Origin of the sequence: Alcanivorax sp. MD8A (assembly GCF_002888555.1) — a bacterium.
Classification (GTDB): Bacteria; Pseudomonadota; Gammaproteobacteria; order Pseudomonadales; family Alcanivoracaceae; genus Alcanivorax.
Genome location: NZ_AQOQ01000034.1, coordinates 18399 through 38316, shown reverse-complemented (window position 1 = coordinate 38316; position 19918 = coordinate 18399). Strand labels below are relative to the sequence as shown.

Sequence of the window (19918 nt, the reverse complement as noted above, 5' to 3'; positions counted from 1 at the left end):
CGGCAGGACGGACATTGAATGATCATGAAGCCTCCATGAAGTGGGACCAGGAAGGCCATTCCTTCCTGGCTTCATGGAGGTGATATGTATCTAAAATTATTTTGAATCTATATTGGTGCGTTTAAGAGGGGGTTCTACCCCGTTACTGCGGACACTTCTAAAAAGAGGCACACTGTGCCCAAGGAGTGTTTATGAGCAAGCGAAAGAAGTACAGCCCCGAGTTCAAGCGTGAAGCGGTAGAGCAGACTCGCCCCCCCCGACGTGAGCTGCCGCCAAGTGGCCCTTGAACTGGGCATCAATCCCAATCTTCTCTCTCGTTGGCGCAGAGAGGCGGATGATGCCTCCACCCCAAGCTTCCAGGGTTCAGGCTCCCCTCGTGACGCGGAGTTGGCCCGGCTGAAACGGGAGCTGGCACGAGTGAAGAAGGAAAGGGATTTTTTGCGCGAAGCGGCAACGTTCTTCGCAAAGGAGTCGTCCTGAGATATCAGGCGATTGAGCGTTGCCGCCAAGACTTCCCTGTTCTGCTAATGTGTCGCTGCTTGAAGGTCTCTCCGAGCGGCTACTACTCTTGGTCTGGCCGGGCGCCTTCGAGCCGGGCACAGGATAATGAGCGGCTTCTCAAACGAATCCACGAGATACATGCTGACAGCGGTGGCGCCATCGGCGCCCCTCGCATGCATGATGACCTGGTGGAGGAAGGAGAAACAGCCAGCCTCAATCGTGTGGCGCGTCTAATGGCGAAATCTGGCTTGCAGGGCTGGCCTCGCCGCAGAGGCCGGGGTCGCAAGGCCCCTTCAGTTCGTCCGGATGGAGTGAAGAACCATCTGAAACGAGACTTCTCTGCACTGGAGCCAGACACCAAGTGGGTGACCGACATCACTGAGATCAAGACCAAGGAAGGCAAGCTATTCCTGTGTGTAGTGATGGATCTGTACAGCAACATCATTGCGGGCTGGTCGATGCATCATCGCCAGGATCGGTACATGGTGCTTCGGGCAGTTGAGATGGCGGTGTGGCAACGAGAGGGAGATGGGAAGATCATTCTCCACTCGGATCGAGGTAGCCAGTTTACGAGTGGTGATTACCAGCGTTATTTGAAACAGCAAGGATTGGTATGCAGCATGAGTGCGGTCGGCCACTGTGCCGATAATGCAGCCTGTGAAGGGTTCTTCGGCATGATGAAGCGGGAACGGACAAATCACCGTGATTATCGAACCCTGAATGAGGCAAGGGCTGACGTATTTAATTACATCGAGCGGTTCCACAACCCAAGAAGGCGACGTAAGGTCGCAGCTCAAGATCACAAGTTTACCGCCTTCTTAAAACCGTCCGTGGAAACGGGGTAGAACCCGGCTCCAACATGACATGACTGTAATGTTTAGGTGTTTTGATTGATTCAGATCAACCAAATAGCATTAACCTATTTGTGCATTTGGTGCTTTATTGGTTTATACCACAGAGCTCCGGCAGGGGCAGACAAGTCTGCCCCATTTAGTTTGGCAATATTATGCTTTCAGCGAGCGGGTGCGCCATAGGTAATACACGACGGGTAATACCAACAACGTTAAAATCACAGCACTCACCATTCCGCCCACCATAGGCGCCGCAATCCGGCTAACAACTTCCGCACCTGTTCCGGAACTGAACATAATGGGCAACAATCCAGCGATAGTGGAGACCGTAGTCATCATTACGGGTCTTACACGAAGTCCCGCGCCCTGTGTCACAGCTTCGAGCAAATCTTCTTTTAATGGTTGCACTCCACGCTCACGACAGGTATCTATCAATTGGTGATATGCTTGGTTAAGATAAGTTAACATGATGATACCTATTTCCACCGTAACCCCCGCCAGTGCAATAAAACCAACCGCAACCGCGACAGAAAAATTATAGCCAAGCAGGTACATCAGCCAGATTGAACCAATTACCGCCAGTGGTAGTGTTCCCAGAATAATGGCTATTTCAGTGAAGTTACGAAAATTCATGTATAACAGAATGATAATGATGGCAAGCGTCAAAGGAACCACATAGGTCAGTTTCTCTTTGGCGCGCAGCATGTATTCGTACTGACCGGACCAGGCCACCGAGTAACCGGCCGGTAAATCCAATTGCTGCTCGACCGTTGCCATGGCCGCTTGTACATAGCTGCCCACGTCCACCCCATCGATATCTACAAAGGTCCAGCCATTCAGCCTGGCGTTCTCGCTCTTGATCGCTGGCGGGCCGTCCTCCACATAGACATTGGCCACATCGGCGAGCGCAATGCGTTGGCCGCTGGGCGTAACGATGGGCAGCAGCGCCAGCTGTTCTGGCGAGTCTCGATAGTCCTGCGGGTAGCGCAGATTGATCGGATAACGCTCCAGCCCCTCAATGGTCTGCGCCACATTCATTCCCCCAATGGCCGTGGCTATTACCTGCTGCACATCAGCAATATTGAGGCCATAGCGCGCCGCCTGTGCACGCTGAATATCCACCTTGATGTAACGCCCACCGGCCACCCTTTCGGAATACACCGAGGCTGTGCCGGGTACATCCTTGAGGATCTGCTCTAGTCGCTGCCCAATCTTCTGAATTTCTCGCAGATCCTCGCCCGCCACCTTGATGCCTACCGGCGTCTTGATACCGGTGGCCAGCATGTCGATGCGAGTCTTGATCGGCATCACCCAAGCGTTGGTTAGACCGGGGAATTTCACTAGCGCATCCAGCTCCTTCTTGAGCTTCTCCGTGGTCATGCCCTCGCGCCATTCCTCTTTGGGCTTGAGCTGAATAAAGGTCTCGATCATGGTCAGCGGAGCGGGATCCGTGGCTGTCTCGGCACGGCCGATTTTGCCAAACACGGTTTTTACCTCAGGCACTGTCGCGATCAGCTTGTCGGTCTGTTGAAGCAATTCCCTGGCCTTACCAATAGATAGCCCCGGATAAGTGGTGGGCATATACATCAGATCACCTTCATCCAGATCGGGGATGAATTCACTACCAATCTTGTTAACCGGCCAGATCCCAACGAGGAAAATCACAACCGCAATGGCAAGTGTGATTTTCGGAAAACGCAATACGGTTTTCAGCAGGGGCATGTACCCGGCAATCAGTAATCGATTAACGGGATTCTTGTTTTCCGCTACCACCTTGCCTCTGATGAAATATCCCATCAAAACCGGCACCACTGTGATAGCAAGCGCCGCACTGGCTGCCATGGCATAGGTTTTGGTAAAGGCCAACGGGCTGAACATCCGGCCCTCCTGGGCTTCCAGGGTGAATACTGGTACAAAGCTCACAGTGATAATAAGCAAACTGAAAAACAGCGCCGGACCGACTTCACTGGCTGACGCCGCCACGATTTTCCAACGGTTCTCTGGCGTCAAGGGCGTACGTTCCATATGCTTATGCATGTTTTCGATCATGACAATCGCGCCATCAATCATGGCGCCTATCGCAATCGCTATACCGCCTAATGACATGATATTGGCATTGAGACCTTGCCAATACATCACGGTAAAAGCCGTGAGTATACCTAGCGGCAGACTGAAGACCGCCACCAGTGAGGACCTGACATGAAACAGGAAAATGACACAGATCAACGCCACAATGGCGAGTTCTTCGGCCAGACTTTTCCACAAACTGTCAATGGCGCGAGATATCAGCCCTGAACGATCATAAACGGTTACGATCTCCACGCCATCGGGCAAACCCGCCTTGAGTTTTTCCAGCTTGGCCTTGACCCCATCAATGGTTTTCTGGGCGTTCTCACCGAAACGCATCACCACAATACCGCCCACCACTTCACCTTCGCCGTTCAACTCGGCGATGCCACGGCGCATTTGCGGCCCCAACTCGATATCCGCCACATCCTTGAGCAACAGCGGCGTACCGTTAACATCCAACCCTAACGGAATGTTGGCCAGATCATCGATACCCTGGATGTAGCCGCTGGCGCGCACCATGTACTCGGCTTCGGCCATTTCCACCACCGAGGCGCCCACTTCCTGGTTGCCGCGCTGGATAGCCATCTGGATAAGAGACAGGGGAATACCGAAGGCGCGCAGTTTCTCCGGGTTTACCTTCACTTGATACTGCTTGACCATGCCACCGAGCGCCGAGACTTCGGAAACACCCGGCACGGTTTGCAGCTCGTATTTCAGGAACCAGTCCTGCAGGCTGCGCAGCTGACTGATGTCATGCTGACCGCTGCGATCCACCAAGGCATAGAGGTAGACCCAGCCGACACCGGTGGCGTCCGGTCCCAGTTGCGGCCGGGCGCTGGGCGGTAATGTGGGCGCGACCTGAGACAGGTACTCCAGCACCCGGGAACGTGCCCAGTAGGCATCGGTATCCTCGTCGAAAATGACATACACAAAGGAATCGCCAAAAAAGGAATAACCGCGCACGGTAACCGCACCGGGTACCGACAACATGGCAGTAGTCAGTGGATACGTGACCTGGTCCTCCACCACCTGCGGTGCCTGCCCAGGAAAACTGGTCTTAATAATGACCTGTACATCGGACAGATCGGGAATGGCGTCCACCGGGGTGTTTTTCAGCGAATAGAGACCCATCCCCACCAGCATCAAAGTAGCCAGCAGCACGAAGAAACGGTTACCGACGGACCAACGGATTATCGATTCAATCATGATTGTGCTCCTTTTGATCGTGAGCGTCGTGGTTCATGCCCTGGTGTTCGCTGTGCTCCGGCATCGACATATCACCGTGATCCATACCCTCGTGCTGACCGTGATCCATTCCTGCAGGCATGGCATCATTGCCTTGCTCATTGGGAATATGCACTTGGGTAATCTGGTATCCACCACTGTTGTTATTGGTGATCTGCACATGCAGGCGCATTCCCTGTTTGAGCGCATCCATGTCCACAGCCTCAGCGACGGTGAAATCCATGGTCATGGTGGGCCATTGCCAGTCCGGGATGGCCTCGTGCTCCAGGGTCACCATGCGGTGATCCGGCATCAGGCTGTCGATACGTGCGGCCACCCAGACTGAGCGGGAATCAGCGTCTGCCTTTACATCCATTGATTCGCCTTGCTGATCGCGCTTGGCCATGCGCTTGAAGTCCGACGTCTTGCTGGATTCCGAGTCGATCAGGAACTGAGCAGAGGTCACAATGCGTTCCCCTTCTTTGAGTCCCGACTGAATTTCCACCTGCCGTTCGCCCACACGCCCGACCTCAACGGCCACCGATTTGAATTTGCCATCACCCAGCGCCAACACCACGCGCGCTTGGCTGCCGGTACGGATCAGCGCTTCTCGCGGGATTAACAGTGCTTCAGCCCCCGCCTGGGTCTCAATGACCATCTGCGCGAACATGCCCGGCTTGAGGAAGTCGTCCGGGTTGTCGAAATGCACCCGGATTTGCGCGGTACGTGTCTTGGCATTCAAAGACGGATAGACATAGTCCACCTGGCCCAACCAATCCCGACCGGGCAGGTAATCGAGCCGCATCCGCACCTGGTCGCCGGTCTTGACCAGGCTTGCCTGTCGTTCGAACACCTCACCGATCACCCAGATATGCTCCAGTTGGCCGATGCTCATCAGACTCAAGCCAGGCTTGACGAACATGCCCTCACGCACCGCGAGATTGTCCAGTACCCCGGACTGCGGCGCGGCAACGGTGATGGTCTGGCTGACCTTGCGGGTTTTACGCAGCCGGTCGATATCTGCCCGCGGCACCTGCAATGCCAATAACCGTTCCACGGCAGCGCCGATCAACACCGGATTGTCGCGTTTCAACGCCAACAACAATTCCTCCTGGGCGTTGACCAGGGTGGGTGAATAGAGGGCGTACAGGGGGTCGCCCTGTCTGACCGGATCCCCGGCGGCCTTGACATGGAGCTTCTCGATCCAGCCTTCCACGCGCGGGCTGATATGCACCAGCCGGTTCTCATCGTATTGCACGTAACCGACGGTTTTGACATCCAGATTCAGAGACCCGGACCCAACCGTGGCGGTGCGCACGCCGAGATTGTTGACGACCTCGGGCGATATCTTGACGGTGCCGGCTTCATCCTCTCCGGCGGATTTCTCGTACACAGGGATCAGATCCATGCCCATGGGCGATTTGCCAGGCTTGTCGCGCTTGTAGTTGGGATCCATGGGCGCCACCCAGTAAAGTGGCTTGCGTTCACCGCCGGTTGCTGTCATATCCCCCTCATCGGGGTTGCCGAGTAGCCAGACGCCGGATGCGCCGAGCAGCGCGCCGACGGCCGTGCCCAGCAAGGTTTTGGTGAATGTATTCATGTTGAACCCCTTTAAAACGGTTTCGCCGGCCGTGCATCGTCGAACGACGCCTCGGCGAGCAGGTAATTGATTTGGGCGATGGTCTTCTGCCGATCCACGGCAATGGCGAGCGCGTCGATCTTGGTATTCAATTCGGCAATGCGGGCACGCACGGCTTCGGCGAAGTCGCCGTCGTCGTTGTTGTAGGCCGAAAGTGAAGCCTCTGCCTGCTCGGCCATTTGCGGCAACAGCTGATCGGTGTATAACGCCTGGCGTTCATCGAGACGTGCCAGTTGTACGCTCGCGGTTTCCAGTTCCGCCATTAGCCGACGACCAAGCAAGTACTTTTCGGTTTTGATGGCCTCGGTTCGATTTACGGCGGCGCTGACTTCCTTGTCCTGCCGGTTACCGGTGAAAAGGGGCAGATCGAAGGTGACGCCAACGGAGAACAGATCGGCCCGGTCGCGCCCCATGGGATCGCTGTCGCGATAGCCGTATTGGGCGGTCAGGCCCCATTCGGGCTTGTATTTCTGTTTTGCCAGATCCACACCGGTTTGCGTTGCGTCGATACGCTGGTCCAGTGCCCGTAGCGCGGGATGATGGCGGATCCATTCGTAGCGCGTATGCTCGCTGGCCTGCTTAATGGTCGGTACCGACAGTGGCCTGGAAAGAGACTGTGTCGGTAGTACCGGAGCCAGAGGGACAGTGGCAGGCGCACCGATCCATTCGGTCAGACGCTTTTGTGCGGCTTGCTGTTGCTGCCTGAGCATCGTCAGTCTGTCTTCAAGACGAATCAGCTCCAACTGCGCGCGAATTACGTCCTGCTGACGTGCCCTGCCCAGCGCCGAGGAGTAACCCGCTTTGGCGGCATCCACCAACTGCTCAAACAGTGCGCGATCCTGTTCGATCAGCCGGATACTCTCCTGCGCCTTGAAGGCTTCCAACCACAACTGGCTGACCGTGACGCTTACTTTGGCCCGGCGATCCAGTCTTAGCAGAGGGTGCTGCTCGGCTAGCTGCTGCTTCTGCTGCTGGGCGAGCGACAGACTGTCACCCCGGGGAAACATCTGACTGATCCCCACCGACAACTGGGTCATGGCTTCCTGGTTGAGGTCGAAAGTGTCCACGGGAAAATTGCCAGCCATCAGGCTCATGCGGGGATCCGGCAAGGTCGCCACGGCGGTCGCTTCGTCGGTAAGGGCCTGCTGAGTGTACTGGCTACCGGTGAGCCAGGGATCGGTATCTATGGCGAGGGTTATCGCCTCGTCCAGCGTCAGGGTCTCGGGAAGGGATTGCGCAAAGGCTATGACACTGCCTATACCGAGCGGCAGGATAAAAAGCATGGTGACGAATATTTTCATGGCTGCGCTTCCGGTTGTTGGAGTGGCTGAACCTGTTGAGCCGCGCTCTCGACACTGGCAAACACTTCAGTGCTGCCGTCTTTTTTCATCAGCAGAACCCGGTATGGCATGAACTTGTCACCCACCTCCATACCCGGACTGCCAACGGGCATGGCGGGCACTGTCAGCCCAATCCCGTCGGCTGGCGGATTAGCCAGAAACTGATGAATATAGCGGGCCGGGATATGCCCCTCAAAGGCATAGCCTTGTGACGACACCGCTGTGTGGCAGGAACGCAGGTTGTTTGCGATTCGATAGCGATCCTTGATGGCGTCCAGATTAGCCGGGTGTTCGACACTGGCCTCAAAGCCCTCGTCTTCAAGGTGACCTATCCATTTTTTACAGCAGCCACAGGTAGGGCTTTTGTAGACGGTAAGCGTTTCAACTGCACCAGCGGATGGGTCAGATTTTTTTGGGTTTTTAGGCCCATCATTACAGGCCGCGATCAAGGGCAGCGTCAACAGCCCCAACACCAAGCCCGTTAATTTAAATCGATACATAGTTGCCTCCGAAGACAATTGAATAGAACATTAAGTAATGGATGACAAGGTAACGAGCAGACTTCAGTCGTGCAGGCGAAGCGCCTTGTATCACAGTTCGAGAAAACGGTTTTTACCTATCAATCAGGCGATCGGAGGTCTCAATAGAGGAAAATTGGGCGGTCGCGGGAAGGCGGGCACATGAAAAACAATTGCGATGGAACCTGCATGAATGGGGGAAGCGAAGTGAGCAACGGGCGGCATCATTGACAGGCAACCGCTCATCATACAGTCAGCGTCGCCCTTATCACCGGCACAGCAGCCGTGTCGATCCTGGACTTCACCGGCGTCATGCTGCATGGCATCATGCTCCAACTGAGCGTAGTTCAGATGCGCATGCTCACCCTGGAATAGGCCGACCGGTGCCGGTTGATTGGCAGGCATGGTGCAGAAGTCTGACGAAGCCGCAAACGCGCTCCTCGCAAGGAGCGTCACCAGCAGCAGCCATATTACCCATGCACCAGGTCGCACAAAAAAGCCTCTCACCAATCCATCACGCCGCGGATGGCGGCACCGGTCTCCGAGCGGGCCTTCAGTTCTAGCACCTGACCGAGCAAGGTCAGTGAAATGATCACCGCAGCCGCCTCAAAATATACCGCAACGTCGCCATCGAGACGGAACGAAGTCGGGAAAATGCCGGGCGCGACGGTTGCGATAACGCTGTACAGATAAGCTGCGCCGGTGCCAGTACCGATCAGGGTCCACATATTGGGCGAACGTTGCTTGAGGGACTGGATCCAGCGGACAAAGAAAGGCCAGCCGGACCAGAGCACCACCGGAGTGGCCAGCGCCAGCTCCATCCAGGGGCGTGCCGTCCCCAGCAGACTGTCAAATGCCCCACCCGACATAGCGATCAGAGTCACCATGATAGTCAGTGGTAAGGTGTACCAGAAACGACGCCTGAAATCCGCGAGTTCCGGGTTGTCCCTGGCCTCGCTACTGGGCATCACCGGTTCCAGCGCCATGCCGCATTTCGGGCAGGTGCCCGGGCCCAGTTGCCTCACTTCCGGATGCATAGGACAACTGTACTCGGTGTTGGCATCGCCCTCGGCGCGTTCGGATCTTGTCAGATAGCGTTGTGGATTATTCATAAATTGGCTTCGGCAATGCGCGCTGCAAAAGGAGTACAGCCTGCCCTGAAACTCGGCCTTGTGGAAGGATGTCTTCATGACCGACATCCCGCACACGGGGTCGGTCAATTCAGTGCTGTTGGACTCGCCGCGCTGACGGGGTCGGTGGTCGTCACGGGCATGCGACATGGGTATCCTCCTGAAGCCAGCCTTAATGGTGCCCGGCGTCATCCGCGCCGCGCGCGGTCAGGATCTGGTATTGCTGCGGCGACAACTCGGGTAGGCGCTGCAGGAACGCCACCATGTTCCAGATGCGCTGATCGTCATGACCCGGCCCCCAGGCCGGCATCCCGGAAGCCTTGATGCCATGTTTAATAATCCAGAATTGTCGCTTAATGGCCTCGTCATCATTATCAGTGTCACCGGCATGCTCATGCCCATGCCTATCACCCGTCAGTGTTAGATTGGGCGGCGCGGGATACAGCCCCAGGGTAAAATCACTTTCGGTCTTGCCCGGTTTGAGATGGCAGCCGGTGCACATGTCGTTGTAGTCGGCGCCGCCTGCCAGCAAGCGCTCGGACGAATTCAGGTCGGTCGGCACCTCGATGTCGTTTGATGCGCGGGCGATGGATCGCTCGCGCAGGGTTTCCAGCGCCCAATAAGTCAAGTCGTTGTGATGGTCATCGGCTCCCATCGGATAGAGACCCGAATAGAGGAACCCCACACCGGTCACCGCCGCCACGCCTGCCGCAACGGCGAGGCATTTAAAGCAGGATAAAAACTTAAAGGACGTCATGTTATCTCCTCAGGAATGGCTACCCGTTATTTTTTGTGCTGGTGTTTGGCCGGCTTTTTTTCATCGGATTTTTCGTCATGGTTACCGTGATCGGTATGGCCTTTGTCCCCATGAGCTTCATGCGATCCTTCTTCATCCTTGTGCATGGCCTTCATGCATTTTTTCATCATGGCCTGCATGACCGGATCTTTCATGTCCATTTTGGAATGATCCATGTCTTTCATGGCCGCACAGTCCGGCGCCTGCGCCTCCTTCATGTGCTCCTTGGGATCGTGGGCTTGGGCTGACAGGGCAAGCAATAATGCCGGCAGGGCGACGAAATAGCTGAGTGATTGGCGTTTCATAATGTGACTCCTAGGTTGTGTTAAAAACATAAGTCGTTTGATTAAAACCAGAACCGGATCCCGGCGACGTACCGGGTATCCTTGGTGGCATCGCCGTTGGCCCGCGCCTGATCGGCGGTGGCGCCAAAGGTGCCGTTCCACTCGATACCGACATAAGGGGCGAACTGGCGTGAAAACTCGTAGCGCAATCGCAGTCCCAGGGCGACATCGGACAAACCGCTACCCAGTCCGTTAACCGCATCGTCTTTGCCATAGGCGGTCAGTTCAGCCCGAGGCTGTAAAATCAGGCGCTGGGTGAGTAGCAATTCGTATTCCGCTTCCAACGACAGAGCTGTACGTCCGCCCTCGCCCAGGTAGGCGGTCAGATCCAGTTCAAACCAGTAGGGGGCAAGGCCCTGAATACCGAACGCGAGCCACTCGCGGCCCGTGCCTTCATCGTATTGATCAAGACGAACGCCCAGCTGGGTGTCGAAATAGGCATTGAGTGCGTGGCCCCAGAGCAGATCAGTCTGACTTTCCGCCAGGCGCCCGTCCACGGCATCGCCTTCGAGCTTGATCACCAAGCGGTCATAGGTGGTGCCATACCAGCCCTGCAGGTCAAAGGTCGTGACGTCATTATCGGCGTCGTATTCGAGGCGATCGCCCAGCAGCGACCAGAATCGATGCTCATCGGCCAGTTTCAGTTGCCGTGGACCCGGCAGCGCATAGGGGCCTTCCGTCAGCGTGTAGCCATCGGAATATGCGTGAGGATCGCGGGCATCCTTGGGGGCGTCTCCGCCCTGCATTTGCATGTCGCCCTGCGCCATGGCGGCGTGACCCGTGGCGCGAGTATCCGAGCTGTCATCAGGAGGCTCATGGGACGGCGAATTGGCATCATTTGCGTGCATTGCATGTGGATCCTCCTGTTGCGCCAAGACGGAAGCCGAAAACAACAGCCCTGCAATAACGCCTGCATGCAAACAATATCTGGCGAAATCCTTCACACTCATGACACCACCACCTCGCGGAACATCCCCGCATCCATATGGAATAACAGATGACAGTGCCACGCCCAGCGCCCCAGATCATGCGGGGTGGTCAGAAAGCTGATGCGTTGTGCGGGTTGTACCGGGATGGTATGCCGACGTACACGCAACCGACCTTGATCATCCTCCAGGTCGCTCCACATGCCATGCAGGTGCATGGGGTGGGTCATCATGGTGTCATTTTGCAAGATAACGCGAACACGCTCGCCGTGTTTCATGGCCACCGGCGTGCTCTTGCCGAATTCCAGCCCGTCGAAGGACCAACTGTAGCGCTCCATATTGCCAGTCAAGTGCAATTCGATTTCTCTGACGGCGGAGCGGCTGTCATTCAGCACGCCCTCTTGTGACCGAAGATCAGCCAAGGTAAGCACCCGCCGGCCATTGTTGCGGAGGCCAATACCCGGATCATCCAGGTTGGTGCGCGGCATATCGACCCGCATGTCTACCGATGGGCCGTATTCCGTGCGAGCGTGGTTCACTGTTTGCGACGGCTTGGCCAATGAATTCTGCGGCATACCATGCTGACTGTGATCCATGGCCATGCTGCCGTGGTGCATTGAGCCATGCTCCATCCCGGCGTGATCCTTGTTCTGCGCCGCGTCGTGTCCCATGGCTCCGCGATCCATTTTGCCGTGATCCATCTGGCCCATCATGTCAGCCATGGTCAACCACTCGACAGGATCCAACGCCGGCACCGGCGCGCTCAAACCGTCACCTACCGCCAGGGTGCCGCGCGCAAAACCGGTCCGCTCCATGCTTTGGGCAAAAATTGTGTGGGCCTCATCCTTCGGTTCCACCAGCACGTCGTAGGTCTCGCCCGGCCCAAATCGGAATTCATCGACCTCGACAGGCTCAATATTCTGCCCATCGGCCTGCACTACGGCCATCGTCAGGCCAGGAATGCGAACGTCGTAAAAACTGTTACTGGCTGCATTGATAAAACGCAAGCGCACGCGCTCACCGGGTGTGAACAAACCCGTCCAGTTGCCCGCTGGCGTTCGGCCGTTCATCAGATAGGTCAAGGTAGCGGCGGAAAGGTCGGCCAGATCGGTGGGACTCATCCGCATCTGGTTCCACATCTGGCGTTTGTCCAGGGCACCGGAAAACCCCTGTGTGGAAACGTCGCGAAAGAAATCGCCAACCGTGGGCTGGTTGAAGTTGTAGACGTCACTCTGAACCTTTAGTTTGGCAAACACCGACATCGGATCCTCGTCGGTCCAGTCGGAGAGCTGCACCACGTAGTCGCGATCGGCGCGGATCCTATCTCCCTCACGGCTACCGCGGCCCTCGCGCGGCTCGACGATGAGGGCGCCATACATGCCGGTCATTTCCTGAAAACCGCTGTGGGAGTGATACCAGTAGGTGCCGCTCTGTTGCAGTTTGAAGCGGTAGACGAAGGTCTCGCCCGGTGCTATGCCCCGGAAGCTGATGCCGGGCACGCCGTCCATCTGAAAGGGCAGGATGATCCCGTGCCAGTGGATGGAGGTAGGAACCTTGAGCCGGTTGGTTACCCGGATGGTGACCTCATCTCCCTCACGCAACCTCAGTGTCGGGGCCGGAATGGAGCCGTTGATGGTGGTCGCCATACGGATCACGCCGGTAAAGTTGACCGGTGTTTCGGCGACGACCAGATCAATCGATTGGCCGCTCAGCACGGGCGCGGTACCGGTGTGTGTCTGGTTCTCCAGACGGCCCCCTGCGTGCAGCAGGGCTGGAAAGCTTGCCAGCACACCGCCAGCCACCAGCCCCTGTACGAAGTGACGGCGTGTCGCACTAAACGTTTTCATCAATGCTCCAATTCAGCGATATCGTTTTTCATAACCTTGCCCTCGATCACATCAACCGTGGCGAAGTGCTTGTTGATGATACTGTCGTTTTCGAGTCACGCCCGATCTGACAGGCCGGCAATAGCGACCGGAATGCCGACTGCATCAACATAAGTAATGCCTAGTGTAATCAAGTTAACTGGCCCCCCCTGTCAGCCAGATGACCCAAAAATTACATTAATGTAATCTGTGTGTAATCTTGCTGTGGGGAATAACCCGTTAGGTTGAAACAAAATGTGGAGGGCGAGACATAGATGCGACTACTCGTGGTCGAGGACGAAATCAAAACAGGCGACTATTTGCGCCAAGGACTGGCTGAAGCTGGATTTCAGGTTAGTCTGGTGCGCAATGGTCTCGATGGCCACCATCTGGCGATGACCGAGTCCTTCGACTTGATCGTGCTGGATGTCATGCTGCCCGACGTGGATGGCTGGCGCATTGTGCAGTCGCTGCGTGAAGCGGGACGTCAGACGCCGGTGTTGTTTCTTAGTGCTCGTGACAGCGTGGATGACCGTGTCAAGGGATTGGAGCTGGGCGCCGATGATTATCTGGTAAAACCCTTCGCCTTTGCCGAGTTGCTGGCACGGGTGCGCACCCTGTTGCGCCGAGGCTCGGCATCACCCCTGTCGGATCAGCTCAGGGTGGCCGATCTTGTCCTAGATCTGCCTGGGCACCGGGTCACGCGCGCCGGCCGAAAAATCAATCTCAGCCACAAGGAATTCTGCCTGCTGGAACTGCTGGTGCGCCGTCAGGGTGAGGTGTTGCCGCGTTCGCTGATCGCCTCGCAGGTCTGGGACATGAATTTTGATTCCGACACCAACGTGATCGACGTGGCCATCCGTCGATTGCGCGCCAAAATCGACGACGACTTCGAGCCCAGGCTGATCCACACGGTGCGTGGCATGGGTTACAAGCTCGATGTGGAAGCTGAAGATGATGGCGACTGAGCGGCGTCCGCTTTCGCTAACCGCCAGGGTCATGGTCTTTGTCGCGTTGGCCATCGGCATCAGCCTGGTATTGATCGGCAATCTGGTGCTCGGTGCCGTCGAGCGCCATTTCGCCGAGCAGGACGCGGACGAGTTGGTCGTGATCAACCAGGCGGTAGCGCAGACCCTGCAAAGGGTGGATGATCCGCTCCGGTTACCGGTGGCGTTGTCGCAGGCGGTGTCGGGACACCACGGTGTTTATTTTCAGGTGTGGAATGGCCGTGGCCAGTTGGTGTTCGCTACACCGGGGGCTGACTTCGCGCAGGCTATAGTAGCTTTTTCCCCCGTTAAGCGGATCCATGCCGATAACCTGGCTACTTGGCACTTTGACGGAAATGCCTATCGGGGTGTCGTCACACGGTTTGTAAGCGACAGCCGGGAATATCGCATTGCCACGGCGATCGGCATGGACTTCCACCTGCATTTTCTGCAAGGGTTTCGCCGCAGTCTCTGGATTATCATGTTGCTTACTGGCGGTGTGACTTTGCTAGCGGCGTGGTTTGGGGTACACCAGGGACACGCGCCTTTACGCGGTCTCTCGGACGAGATGCGCAGTATTCAGGCCGACCGATTGAATATGCGACTTGATTTTCGCAGCATGCCCCTGGAGCTACGGGACCTGGCCTCCGCCTTTAATCAGATGATTGAGCGACTGGAAGACAGCTTCACGCGGCTGTCGCATTTCTCGGCGGATATTGCCCACGAACTACGAACCCCGCTGACCAATCTCATCACCCAGACTCAAGTGGCGTTGGGCAGGGCCAGAACACTGGACGAATATCGTGAGCTCCTGTACTCCAATCTGGAAGAGCAAGAACGCCTGGCCAAGATGGTTAACGACATGCTCTGGCTGGCCAAGAGCGACCACGGCCTGCTCAAACCGGTGCAGGTAACGCTGGATCTGGCCACCGAGGTCAGGGAGCTGTTCGACTTCTTCGGGGCGCTGGCGGAGGAAAAACATATCACCCTGTCTTTGGAGGGTCAGGCACCGGGGGTAATGGGTGATCGCGCCATGCTACGCAGGGCCATCTCCAACCTGCTGTCGAACGCCATTCGGCACACCCCAGCGGGCAAATGGATAAAGGTTCGATTGAGTAAAGCGGAGAATGACTCAGTATCGCTGAGTGTGATCAACCCCGACTCCGAAATTCCTGCACAGCACCTGCCAAGCGTGTTTGATCGCTTTTACCGCGCCGATCCTTCCAGATCGCGCCAGAGTGAGGGTGCCGGACTCGGATTGGCCATCGTTCGTTCCATTGTTGAGGCCCATGGTGGTCGTGTCGAGGCAAGCTCCGACCGGCACGCCACCAGCTTCACCCTGTTTCTGCCCGTCCCGGAAGAGCGAAGCGCCTGAGCATGAGCGTGTCCAGCAAAACACGCCAGGCCCAATCGTGGCGAGGTGAGGTGGCCATGGTGCCGGGGCTCATCGCCTTTCGGGGTGAAGCTGGCGATAACAAGCCCCACAAACATTGGGCGCATCAGATTGTTGTGGGTCTGGGCAACCCGGTTGAGGTGCGCGTTGGCCATGCGAGTTATACCGGGGCGAGTCTATTGATCCCTGCGGGTACAATCCATCAGTTACAAACTGCCAGGGTGTTGTGCCTCTATGCCGATCCGACCCACAATGCCTGTAAAACCCTGCTCCCCCAGACGATGGCACAAAACATTTCCATTATTGAGATTGACGGCACGCGGCAACTCATCCAGTTAAGCAGCGCAGACGATCTGCAAGCTGCGCTTGAGGATTTTCGGAATGCCTGCGTGTTGGGGACACACCCCAAATGGGTACAAATACCCACCGCCACAAAGATATCGTCCCGGATACTGCGAACGGCATTCCTGGCGTAATCCGGTTGTTGATTAACGTCGGAATCGGGATCTCTTAATTCGCCGCTATGCTCTTCCAGAGCCAGGTTTTTTTAAATTTTCGGCAGTGCGCCGAACGACCCACACAGGTTTTCCCTGCCACGCCACGGTAATCATGGCACCTGGGTCAATTTTGCTGATATCCACCTGTACCGGAGCTCCGACAGATTTGGCCTTGGCACTGGGATTCCAGGATTGAACAAAGGGCGTGGCGACTCCGACCACACCCGCACCTGCAACAAAGGAGGTGGCTCCTATCAGAAACCGGCGCCGAGGTTCATTCACTTCAGTCATTTCATGCCTCTCCTCTGCCTATTTTCTGCATAACCACTGTGGCAATGGACTGCGCATCAGACTGATTCGCCCGTAATAAACCTGGCGTATCCAAGGTACCGCCTTGATTGCGGTAACCAAAAGCGATACATCGATCAACGCCAAGATCCAAAGGGCGGCAGACACCGAGCAATATTTCCGGTCGCAGGTGCGATACAAAAATGCGCAAACGAATGTCATCGGGAAACAGGTTTATGCGGGTAGCCACATCGCAGACATAAGTCTTCTCATAGGGATCTCGCGGCTGCCGGAAGCGACCCGGTTCTAACAGGTACGTTATGTGGCATTGAATACCTTGTTTAGATAAAGTGCGTTTTACTTCCTGACAAACGCCTAATTGATAGGCACCTACCGCGACAAGTTGTACCGGTGCACCGTCAGTCTTATCCAAAGTCAATGCGCCCTGTTCTGCCAACTGGGCTGCCTGCTTGGGTGTGAATGCTGTAACAACGTCATTTTTGGGAATCGTCATCCCCCAGATTTGACCCTGGGTCTGGTAACAGGCATCGAGGCAGGCGACCGCACTATTGGCATCGGCGGGATACACAACTCTCGTCATATCGCTCATTTCCCCCAGCAACACCTCGCCAAAGGCGGAATCCTGATGGGATTGTTCATTCTTGCCGTTCTCCCATAAGTGCGAAGTGGCAATCACCGGCACCGACAGCCAGCCCGGCGGGCGCCCCAGCGCTTTTTGATGGCGCGCAAAAATGATTTCCTGGCGCAGCGCACCGATCATTTTCATGGCGAAGGCTTCATAGCTCACCACCAGGTTCAGACCGCCTTTGTTTCCCAGCGCCGCATTTACGACCGCCTCTTCATTGAGTGCGGTAATCACCGAGCCGTGAATGGATTCGGCCACACCCTGTTCCGGCTTCAGCACCCGGTGCTTAAGCAGATCAAGCGTCTTGCCCATGCGATTACTGCGCAGCTCATCCGGGTTGCCGATCCGCACCCGCCTATCGGGATTAGCGAGGTGCCATTCACAAAAGCGTGTGTCCACCGCTGCCATCGGGGATGTCGGGTCACCCTCGGTATGCCATTGTGGCTCTGTGGGAGATTGAAGCCTGACGTTGCGCATACACAGGGCATGGTGTTTTTCCGGCACTCGATTATCCGCCTCATGCTGCGCAATTTGTGAGATAGCCAGTTCCAACTCACTTCGTGGAAGAAATAATTTGGCCGCGTGTTCGTTAAATAGGTTGCGGGAGCGTTCATCGCTACTGGGGTTACCCGGTAGCGGTGTGCCATGAGCAGCATTGGTACCGGCGCCGTAGAATCCGTAGCCTTTTTCCGTTTCAGCAATCAGATATGGCAGTTTCACCGGATAGTGCATATGGCCTTCACGGATGTGCGCACTGCAGGCTTCGAGCCGCGCTTCGGATTCAAAAATTCCCCAGATAAACGCCGCCGGATCACGCCCGTCGATGGCGATGGGGTGAAAATCATTCTGTTCCAGGTGCTCGTAGAACCAGGACAAACCGCCTTGCTGGTACATGGTGGAGCGCTGGTCAATTCGCCTGCCATTGGCAATCATCACCGGTGTCACCAGCCCGCAATCCTCGGCGCGCCACCAGCGACTGGCCCAGTCGCTACCGCGCTGTTCTTCAAAAGCACCGTCACTTAAAAACGCCACTAGCCGTTCCCCGGGCAGCGGCATATGCACATATTGCAGTTCGGCAAAACCCAGATAGCCGCCTTCAATCAATCCGCCAGCGGTCTGCGGGTTTACGTGACTACCCAATGGAACACCAGGACGACCATCATCCGCCATGGCATAGCTGTAAAAATCCCGCGCCAACTGCGTCAAACCCTGCTCACTCAACGGATAGCGTTCGGCCTGTTCCGGATAAAGATTTTGCAACAGCACATTGACCGCATCGATGGCGGCCACACAGTGCCCCTGTCCCATCAACCAGCTGCGGGTGATACCGGCCAGGCGATTGGCAACCATATAGCCCGCATAGGCAGGCACCATATTCAGGGAACCGCCGGTATGCCCCTGTGGGTTGGATTTAAAGTCGTCTGCATCGAGTGCGCTGCCGTTGAAATTCACTTTGTTGGTGTAGGTCATATGCACCACCAACCACATGGCCGCAGTCGCCAGGCGGTCAGCGGCAGATAGTATCTCCAACACTTCATCGATCTGTCTAAACCGTCCTGTACACAGCAGTTGCTGGCAAAGATCGAACACTCTCACCTGTGTTTCATCCCGGTGTTGGATCACGCCATAACCTTCCGACCAGCGCGCAAAGGCAGGATATGTATCGCGATATAACTTTGCCCGCTGTTGTGTCCGATGATCGTTTTGTTGATCTATGGCATACATAGAAATTCCTCAATCAGCCAACGACTGAAATTCATTCTCAAAAGACAAGTGGTGTTGTACGGATCGCAACATGGCCGCTGCCTCATCGGAGACCACTACCCAACACTGCACCGGCGATGCCGGTGACGATAAAAGTAGTGGTAAAGGGGAGCGAGCCAGGGGATCTTTTAACGCGATGCCTAAGTGGGAAAGACCGGACAACAAACGACGGCAAATATCGATGTTGTTTTCCGCAATACCGCCGCTAAGAACGACACCGTCCAGCCCGCCCAGAATGGCGAAATACGCGCCCAGTGTTTTCTGGAATCGATAACGGAAAAAATCAAACGCCAGTTGGTGTTCCTGCTGTTCACTCGCAAACAAATCCGCCATGTTATCGATTCCGCCGGACAGACCCCGCCAGCCGGATTCGCAATTGAGAACCCTGTCGGTATCCTCGGGCGTCCAACCCTCCTGCCACTGCAACCAGGTCAGCAAACCGGGATCGATATCTCCGCTGCGCGTGCGCATCAACAACCCCTCATTGGGCGTAAAGCCCATGGTGGTATCGACTGGTTTGCCGTCGCGGATGGCGGCCATGGAACAGCCGCTTCCCAGTTGCGCAGTCACCAGGGTGTAGTGTTCGGCCTTGGGCTTCACTGCCTCCCAGTGTTTGACCATGGACTCATGAGCAAAACCGTGAAACCCGTAACGGCGTAATCGATATTTCTCAGTGAGTGCGACGGATAGTCCATAAATCTGTGACAGCACCGGCAGGTCGCTGAAAAACTCACTATCGAAAACCGCAAAAACGGGAATGGAAAATCGGGTATTCCGAAGCTGCTCAATCAGTTCAATGGCCGCCTTATTGTGCAGTGGCGCCAGTGGTATCAGGGTTTGCAGTTGCCGAAAGTTATCGTCGTTGATGGGGAGAGGTTTAAGATATTCAGAGCCCCCGTGTACGACTCTGATAATCACCGCGCGAACATCATGATTTGTCAGCACATCGGTCAGCCAAGGGGGCGCGCCAGGATAAGTCTGCGCAGCTGATTGGCCGACACCTGCTTGCCCAATAGCAACAGGCACCGTTGCACCCGCATATTCAAGCGCCGAGACGTTATGCGTGCTCCACTTGATGGATGAACTACCCGGATTCAACACCAGCAGAACCGGTTTGTCATAGCGCGGCAAACTGCTCAT

Annotated in this window: 14 protein-coding genes and 2 pseudogenes; 4 read left to right on the top strand and 12 right to left on the bottom strand. The window is 56.1% G+C overall.

Annotation, left to right across the window (positions count from 1 at the left end; translation table 11 throughout):
- The first annotated feature begins 191 nt into the window (after positions 1 to 191).
- Positions 192 to 1346: pseudogene (locus tag A15D_RS14525) on the top strand (IS3 family transposase).
- 159 nt (positions 1347 to 1505) lie between these two features.
- Here A15D_RS14525 and A15D_RS14520 read toward each other — a convergent pair.
- From A15D_RS14520 to A15D_RS14480, 9 genes and pseudogenes are all read right to left on the bottom strand, one after another.
- Entirely contained in the window at positions 1506 to 4628 is a 3123-nt protein-coding gene (locus A15D_RS14520; protein WP_102792507.1) for an efflux RND transporter permease subunit, read from the bottom strand.
- A complete protein-coding gene (locus A15D_RS14515) occupies positions 4621 to 6246 on the bottom strand; it encodes an efflux RND transporter periplasmic adaptor subunit (RefSeq protein WP_102792506.1) in 1626 nt (541 codons plus the stop codon). The genes A15D_RS14520 and A15D_RS14515 overlap by 8 nt, the downstream gene beginning before the upstream one ends.
- An 11-nt stretch (positions 6247 to 6257) precedes the next feature.
- A complete protein-coding gene (locus tag A15D_RS14510) occupies positions 6258 to 7586 on the bottom strand; it encodes a TolC family protein (RefSeq protein ID WP_199175943.1) in 1329 nt (442 codons plus the stop codon).
- Positions 7583 to 8125: a DUF411 domain-containing protein gene (locus tag A15D_RS14505; protein ID WP_062817569.1), complete on the bottom strand. Its 543-nt coding sequence runs from the start codon at positions 8123 to 8125 to the stop codon at positions 7583 to 7585. Before A15D_RS14505 ends, A15D_RS14510 begins: the two co-directional genes overlap by 4 nt.
- Positions 8126 to 8655: 530 nt before the next feature.
- Positions 8656 to 9360, bottom strand: a pseudogene (locus A15D_RS14500) (YHS domain-containing protein); the annotation flags it as partial.
- Positions 9361 to 9445: 85 nt separating this feature from the next.
- On the bottom strand, positions 9446 to 10030 hold the full coding sequence (locus tag A15D_RS14495; RefSeq protein ID WP_062383556.1) for a cytochrome c: 585 nt from the start codon (positions 10028 to 10030) through the stop codon (positions 9446 to 9448).
- Between the two features lie 26 nt (positions 10031 to 10056).
- On the bottom strand, positions 10057 to 10374 hold the full coding sequence (locus tag A15D_RS14490; RefSeq protein ID WP_062817566.1) for a hypothetical protein: 318 nt from the start codon (positions 10372 to 10374) through the stop codon (positions 10057 to 10059).
- A 41-nt stretch (positions 10375 to 10415) separates the two neighbouring features.
- Positions 10416 to 11261 (bottom strand): copper resistance protein B, encoded by an 846-nt coding sequence (locus A15D_RS14485; RefSeq protein ID WP_233192254.1) that lies wholly within the window; start codon positions 11259 to 11261, stop codon positions 10416 to 10418.
- A gap of 98 nt (positions 11262 to 11359) precedes the next feature.
- Positions 11360 to 13186 carry a copper resistance system multicopper oxidase gene (locus A15D_RS14480; RefSeq protein WP_102792505.1) on the bottom strand — a complete coding sequence of 609 codons (1827 nt, stop codon included), beginning with the start codon at positions 13184 to 13186 and terminating at the stop codon, positions 11360 to 11362.
- Between the two features lie 293 nt (positions 13187 to 13479).
- Between A15D_RS14480 and A15D_RS14475 the strand changes: the two genes are divergently transcribed.
- From A15D_RS14475 to A15D_RS17400, 3 genes are read left to right on the top strand one after another with little or no spacing between them, the layout of a single operon-like run.
- Positions 13480 to 14172, top strand: a complete 693-nt coding sequence (locus A15D_RS14475) for a heavy metal response regulator transcription factor (RefSeq protein WP_102792504.1) — start codon at positions 13480 to 13482, stop codon at positions 14170 to 14172.
- Positions 14159 to 15565 (top strand): heavy metal sensor histidine kinase, encoded by a 1407-nt coding sequence (locus A15D_RS14470; protein ID WP_102792503.1) that lies wholly within the window; start codon positions 14159 to 14161, stop codon positions 15563 to 15565. Before A15D_RS14475 ends, A15D_RS14470 begins: the two co-directional genes overlap by 14 nt.
- 2 nt (positions 15566 to 15567) lie before the next feature.
- Complete coding sequence (locus tag A15D_RS17400) at positions 15568 to 16059, top strand: hypothetical protein (RefSeq protein WP_062817563.1); 492 nt, start codon at positions 15568 to 15570, stop codon at positions 16057 to 16059.
- A gap of 45 nt (positions 16060 to 16104) precedes the next feature.
- Here the strand turns inward: A15D_RS17400 and A15D_RS17395 are convergent, their stop codons facing one another.
- The 3 genes from A15D_RS17395 to A15D_RS14455 are packed head-to-tail and all read right to left on the bottom strand — an operon-like array spanning position 16105 to position 19918.
- The gene (locus A15D_RS17395; RefSeq protein WP_062817562.1) at positions 16105 to 16371 is read right to left on the bottom strand and encodes a ubiquinol-cytochrome c reductase iron-sulfur subunit N-terminal domain-containing protein; all 267 of its coding nucleotides are present in this window, start codon (positions 16369 to 16371) and stop codon (positions 16105 to 16107) included.
- Between the two features lies 1 nt (position 16372).
- The gene (locus A15D_RS14460) at positions 16373 to 18739 is read right to left on the bottom strand and encodes a xylulose 5-phosphate 3-epimerase (protein WP_062817561.1); all 2367 of its coding nucleotides are present in this window, start codon (positions 18737 to 18739) and stop codon (positions 16373 to 16375) included.
- Between the two features lie 9 nt (positions 18740 to 18748).
- Positions 18749 to 19918 (bottom strand): hypothetical protein, encoded by a 1170-nt coding sequence (locus tag A15D_RS14455; protein WP_102792502.1) that lies wholly within the window; start codon positions 19916 to 19918, stop codon positions 18749 to 18751.

Excerpts from the sequence above, each read along its gene's own strand:
- A15D_RS14520 (WP_102792507.1), bottom strand. The coding sequence starts at position 4,628 with ATGATTGAATCGATAATCCGTTGGTCCGTCGGTAACCGTTTCTTCGTG.
- A15D_RS14515 (WP_102792506.1), bottom strand. The coding sequence starts at position 6,246 with ATGAATACATTCACCAAAACCTTGCTGGGCACGGCCGTCGGCGCGCTG.
- A15D_RS14510 (WP_199175943.1), bottom strand. The coding sequence starts at position 7,586 with ATGAAAATATTCGTCACCATGCTTTTTATCCTGCCGCTCGGTATAGGC.
- A15D_RS14505 (WP_062817569.1), bottom strand. The coding sequence starts at position 8,125 with ATGTATCGATTTAAATTAACGGGCTTGGTGTTGGGGCTGTTGACGCTG.
- A15D_RS14495 (WP_062383556.1), bottom strand. The coding sequence starts at position 10,030 with ATGACGTCCTTTAAGTTTTTATCCTGCTTTAAATGCCTCGCCGTTGCG.
- A15D_RS14490 (WP_062817566.1), bottom strand. The coding sequence starts at position 10,374 with ATGAAACGCCAATCACTCAGCTATTTCGTCGCCCTGCCGGCATTATTG.
- A15D_RS14485 (WP_233192254.1), bottom strand. The coding sequence starts at position 11,261 with ATGCACGCAAATGATGCCAATTCGCCGTCCCATGAGCCTCCTGATGAC.
- A15D_RS14480 (WP_102792505.1), bottom strand. The coding sequence starts at position 13,186 with ATGAAAACGTTTAGTGCGACACGCCGTCACTTCGTACAGGGGCTGGTG.
- A15D_RS14475 (WP_102792504.1), top strand. The coding sequence starts at position 13,480 with ATGCGACTACTCGTGGTCGAGGACGAAATCAAAACAGGCGACTATTTG.
- A15D_RS14470 (WP_102792503.1), top strand. The coding sequence starts at position 14,159 with ATGATGGCGACTGAGCGGCGTCCGCTTTCGCTAACCGCCAGGGTCATG.
- A15D_RS17400 (WP_062817563.1), top strand. The coding sequence starts at position 15,568 with ATGAGCGTGTCCAGCAAAACACGCCAGGCCCAATCGTGGCGAGGTGAG.
- A15D_RS17395 (WP_062817562.1), bottom strand. The coding sequence starts at position 16,371 with ATGACTGAAGTGAATGAACCTCGGCGCCGGTTTCTGATAGGAGCCACC.
- A15D_RS14460 (WP_062817561.1), bottom strand. The coding sequence starts at position 18,739 with ATGTATGCCATAGATCAACAAAACGATCATCGGACACAACAGCGGGCA.
- A15D_RS14455 (WP_102792502.1), bottom strand. The coding sequence starts at position 19,918 with ATGAGCAGTTTGCCGCGCTATGACAAACCGGTTCTGCTGGTGTTGAAT.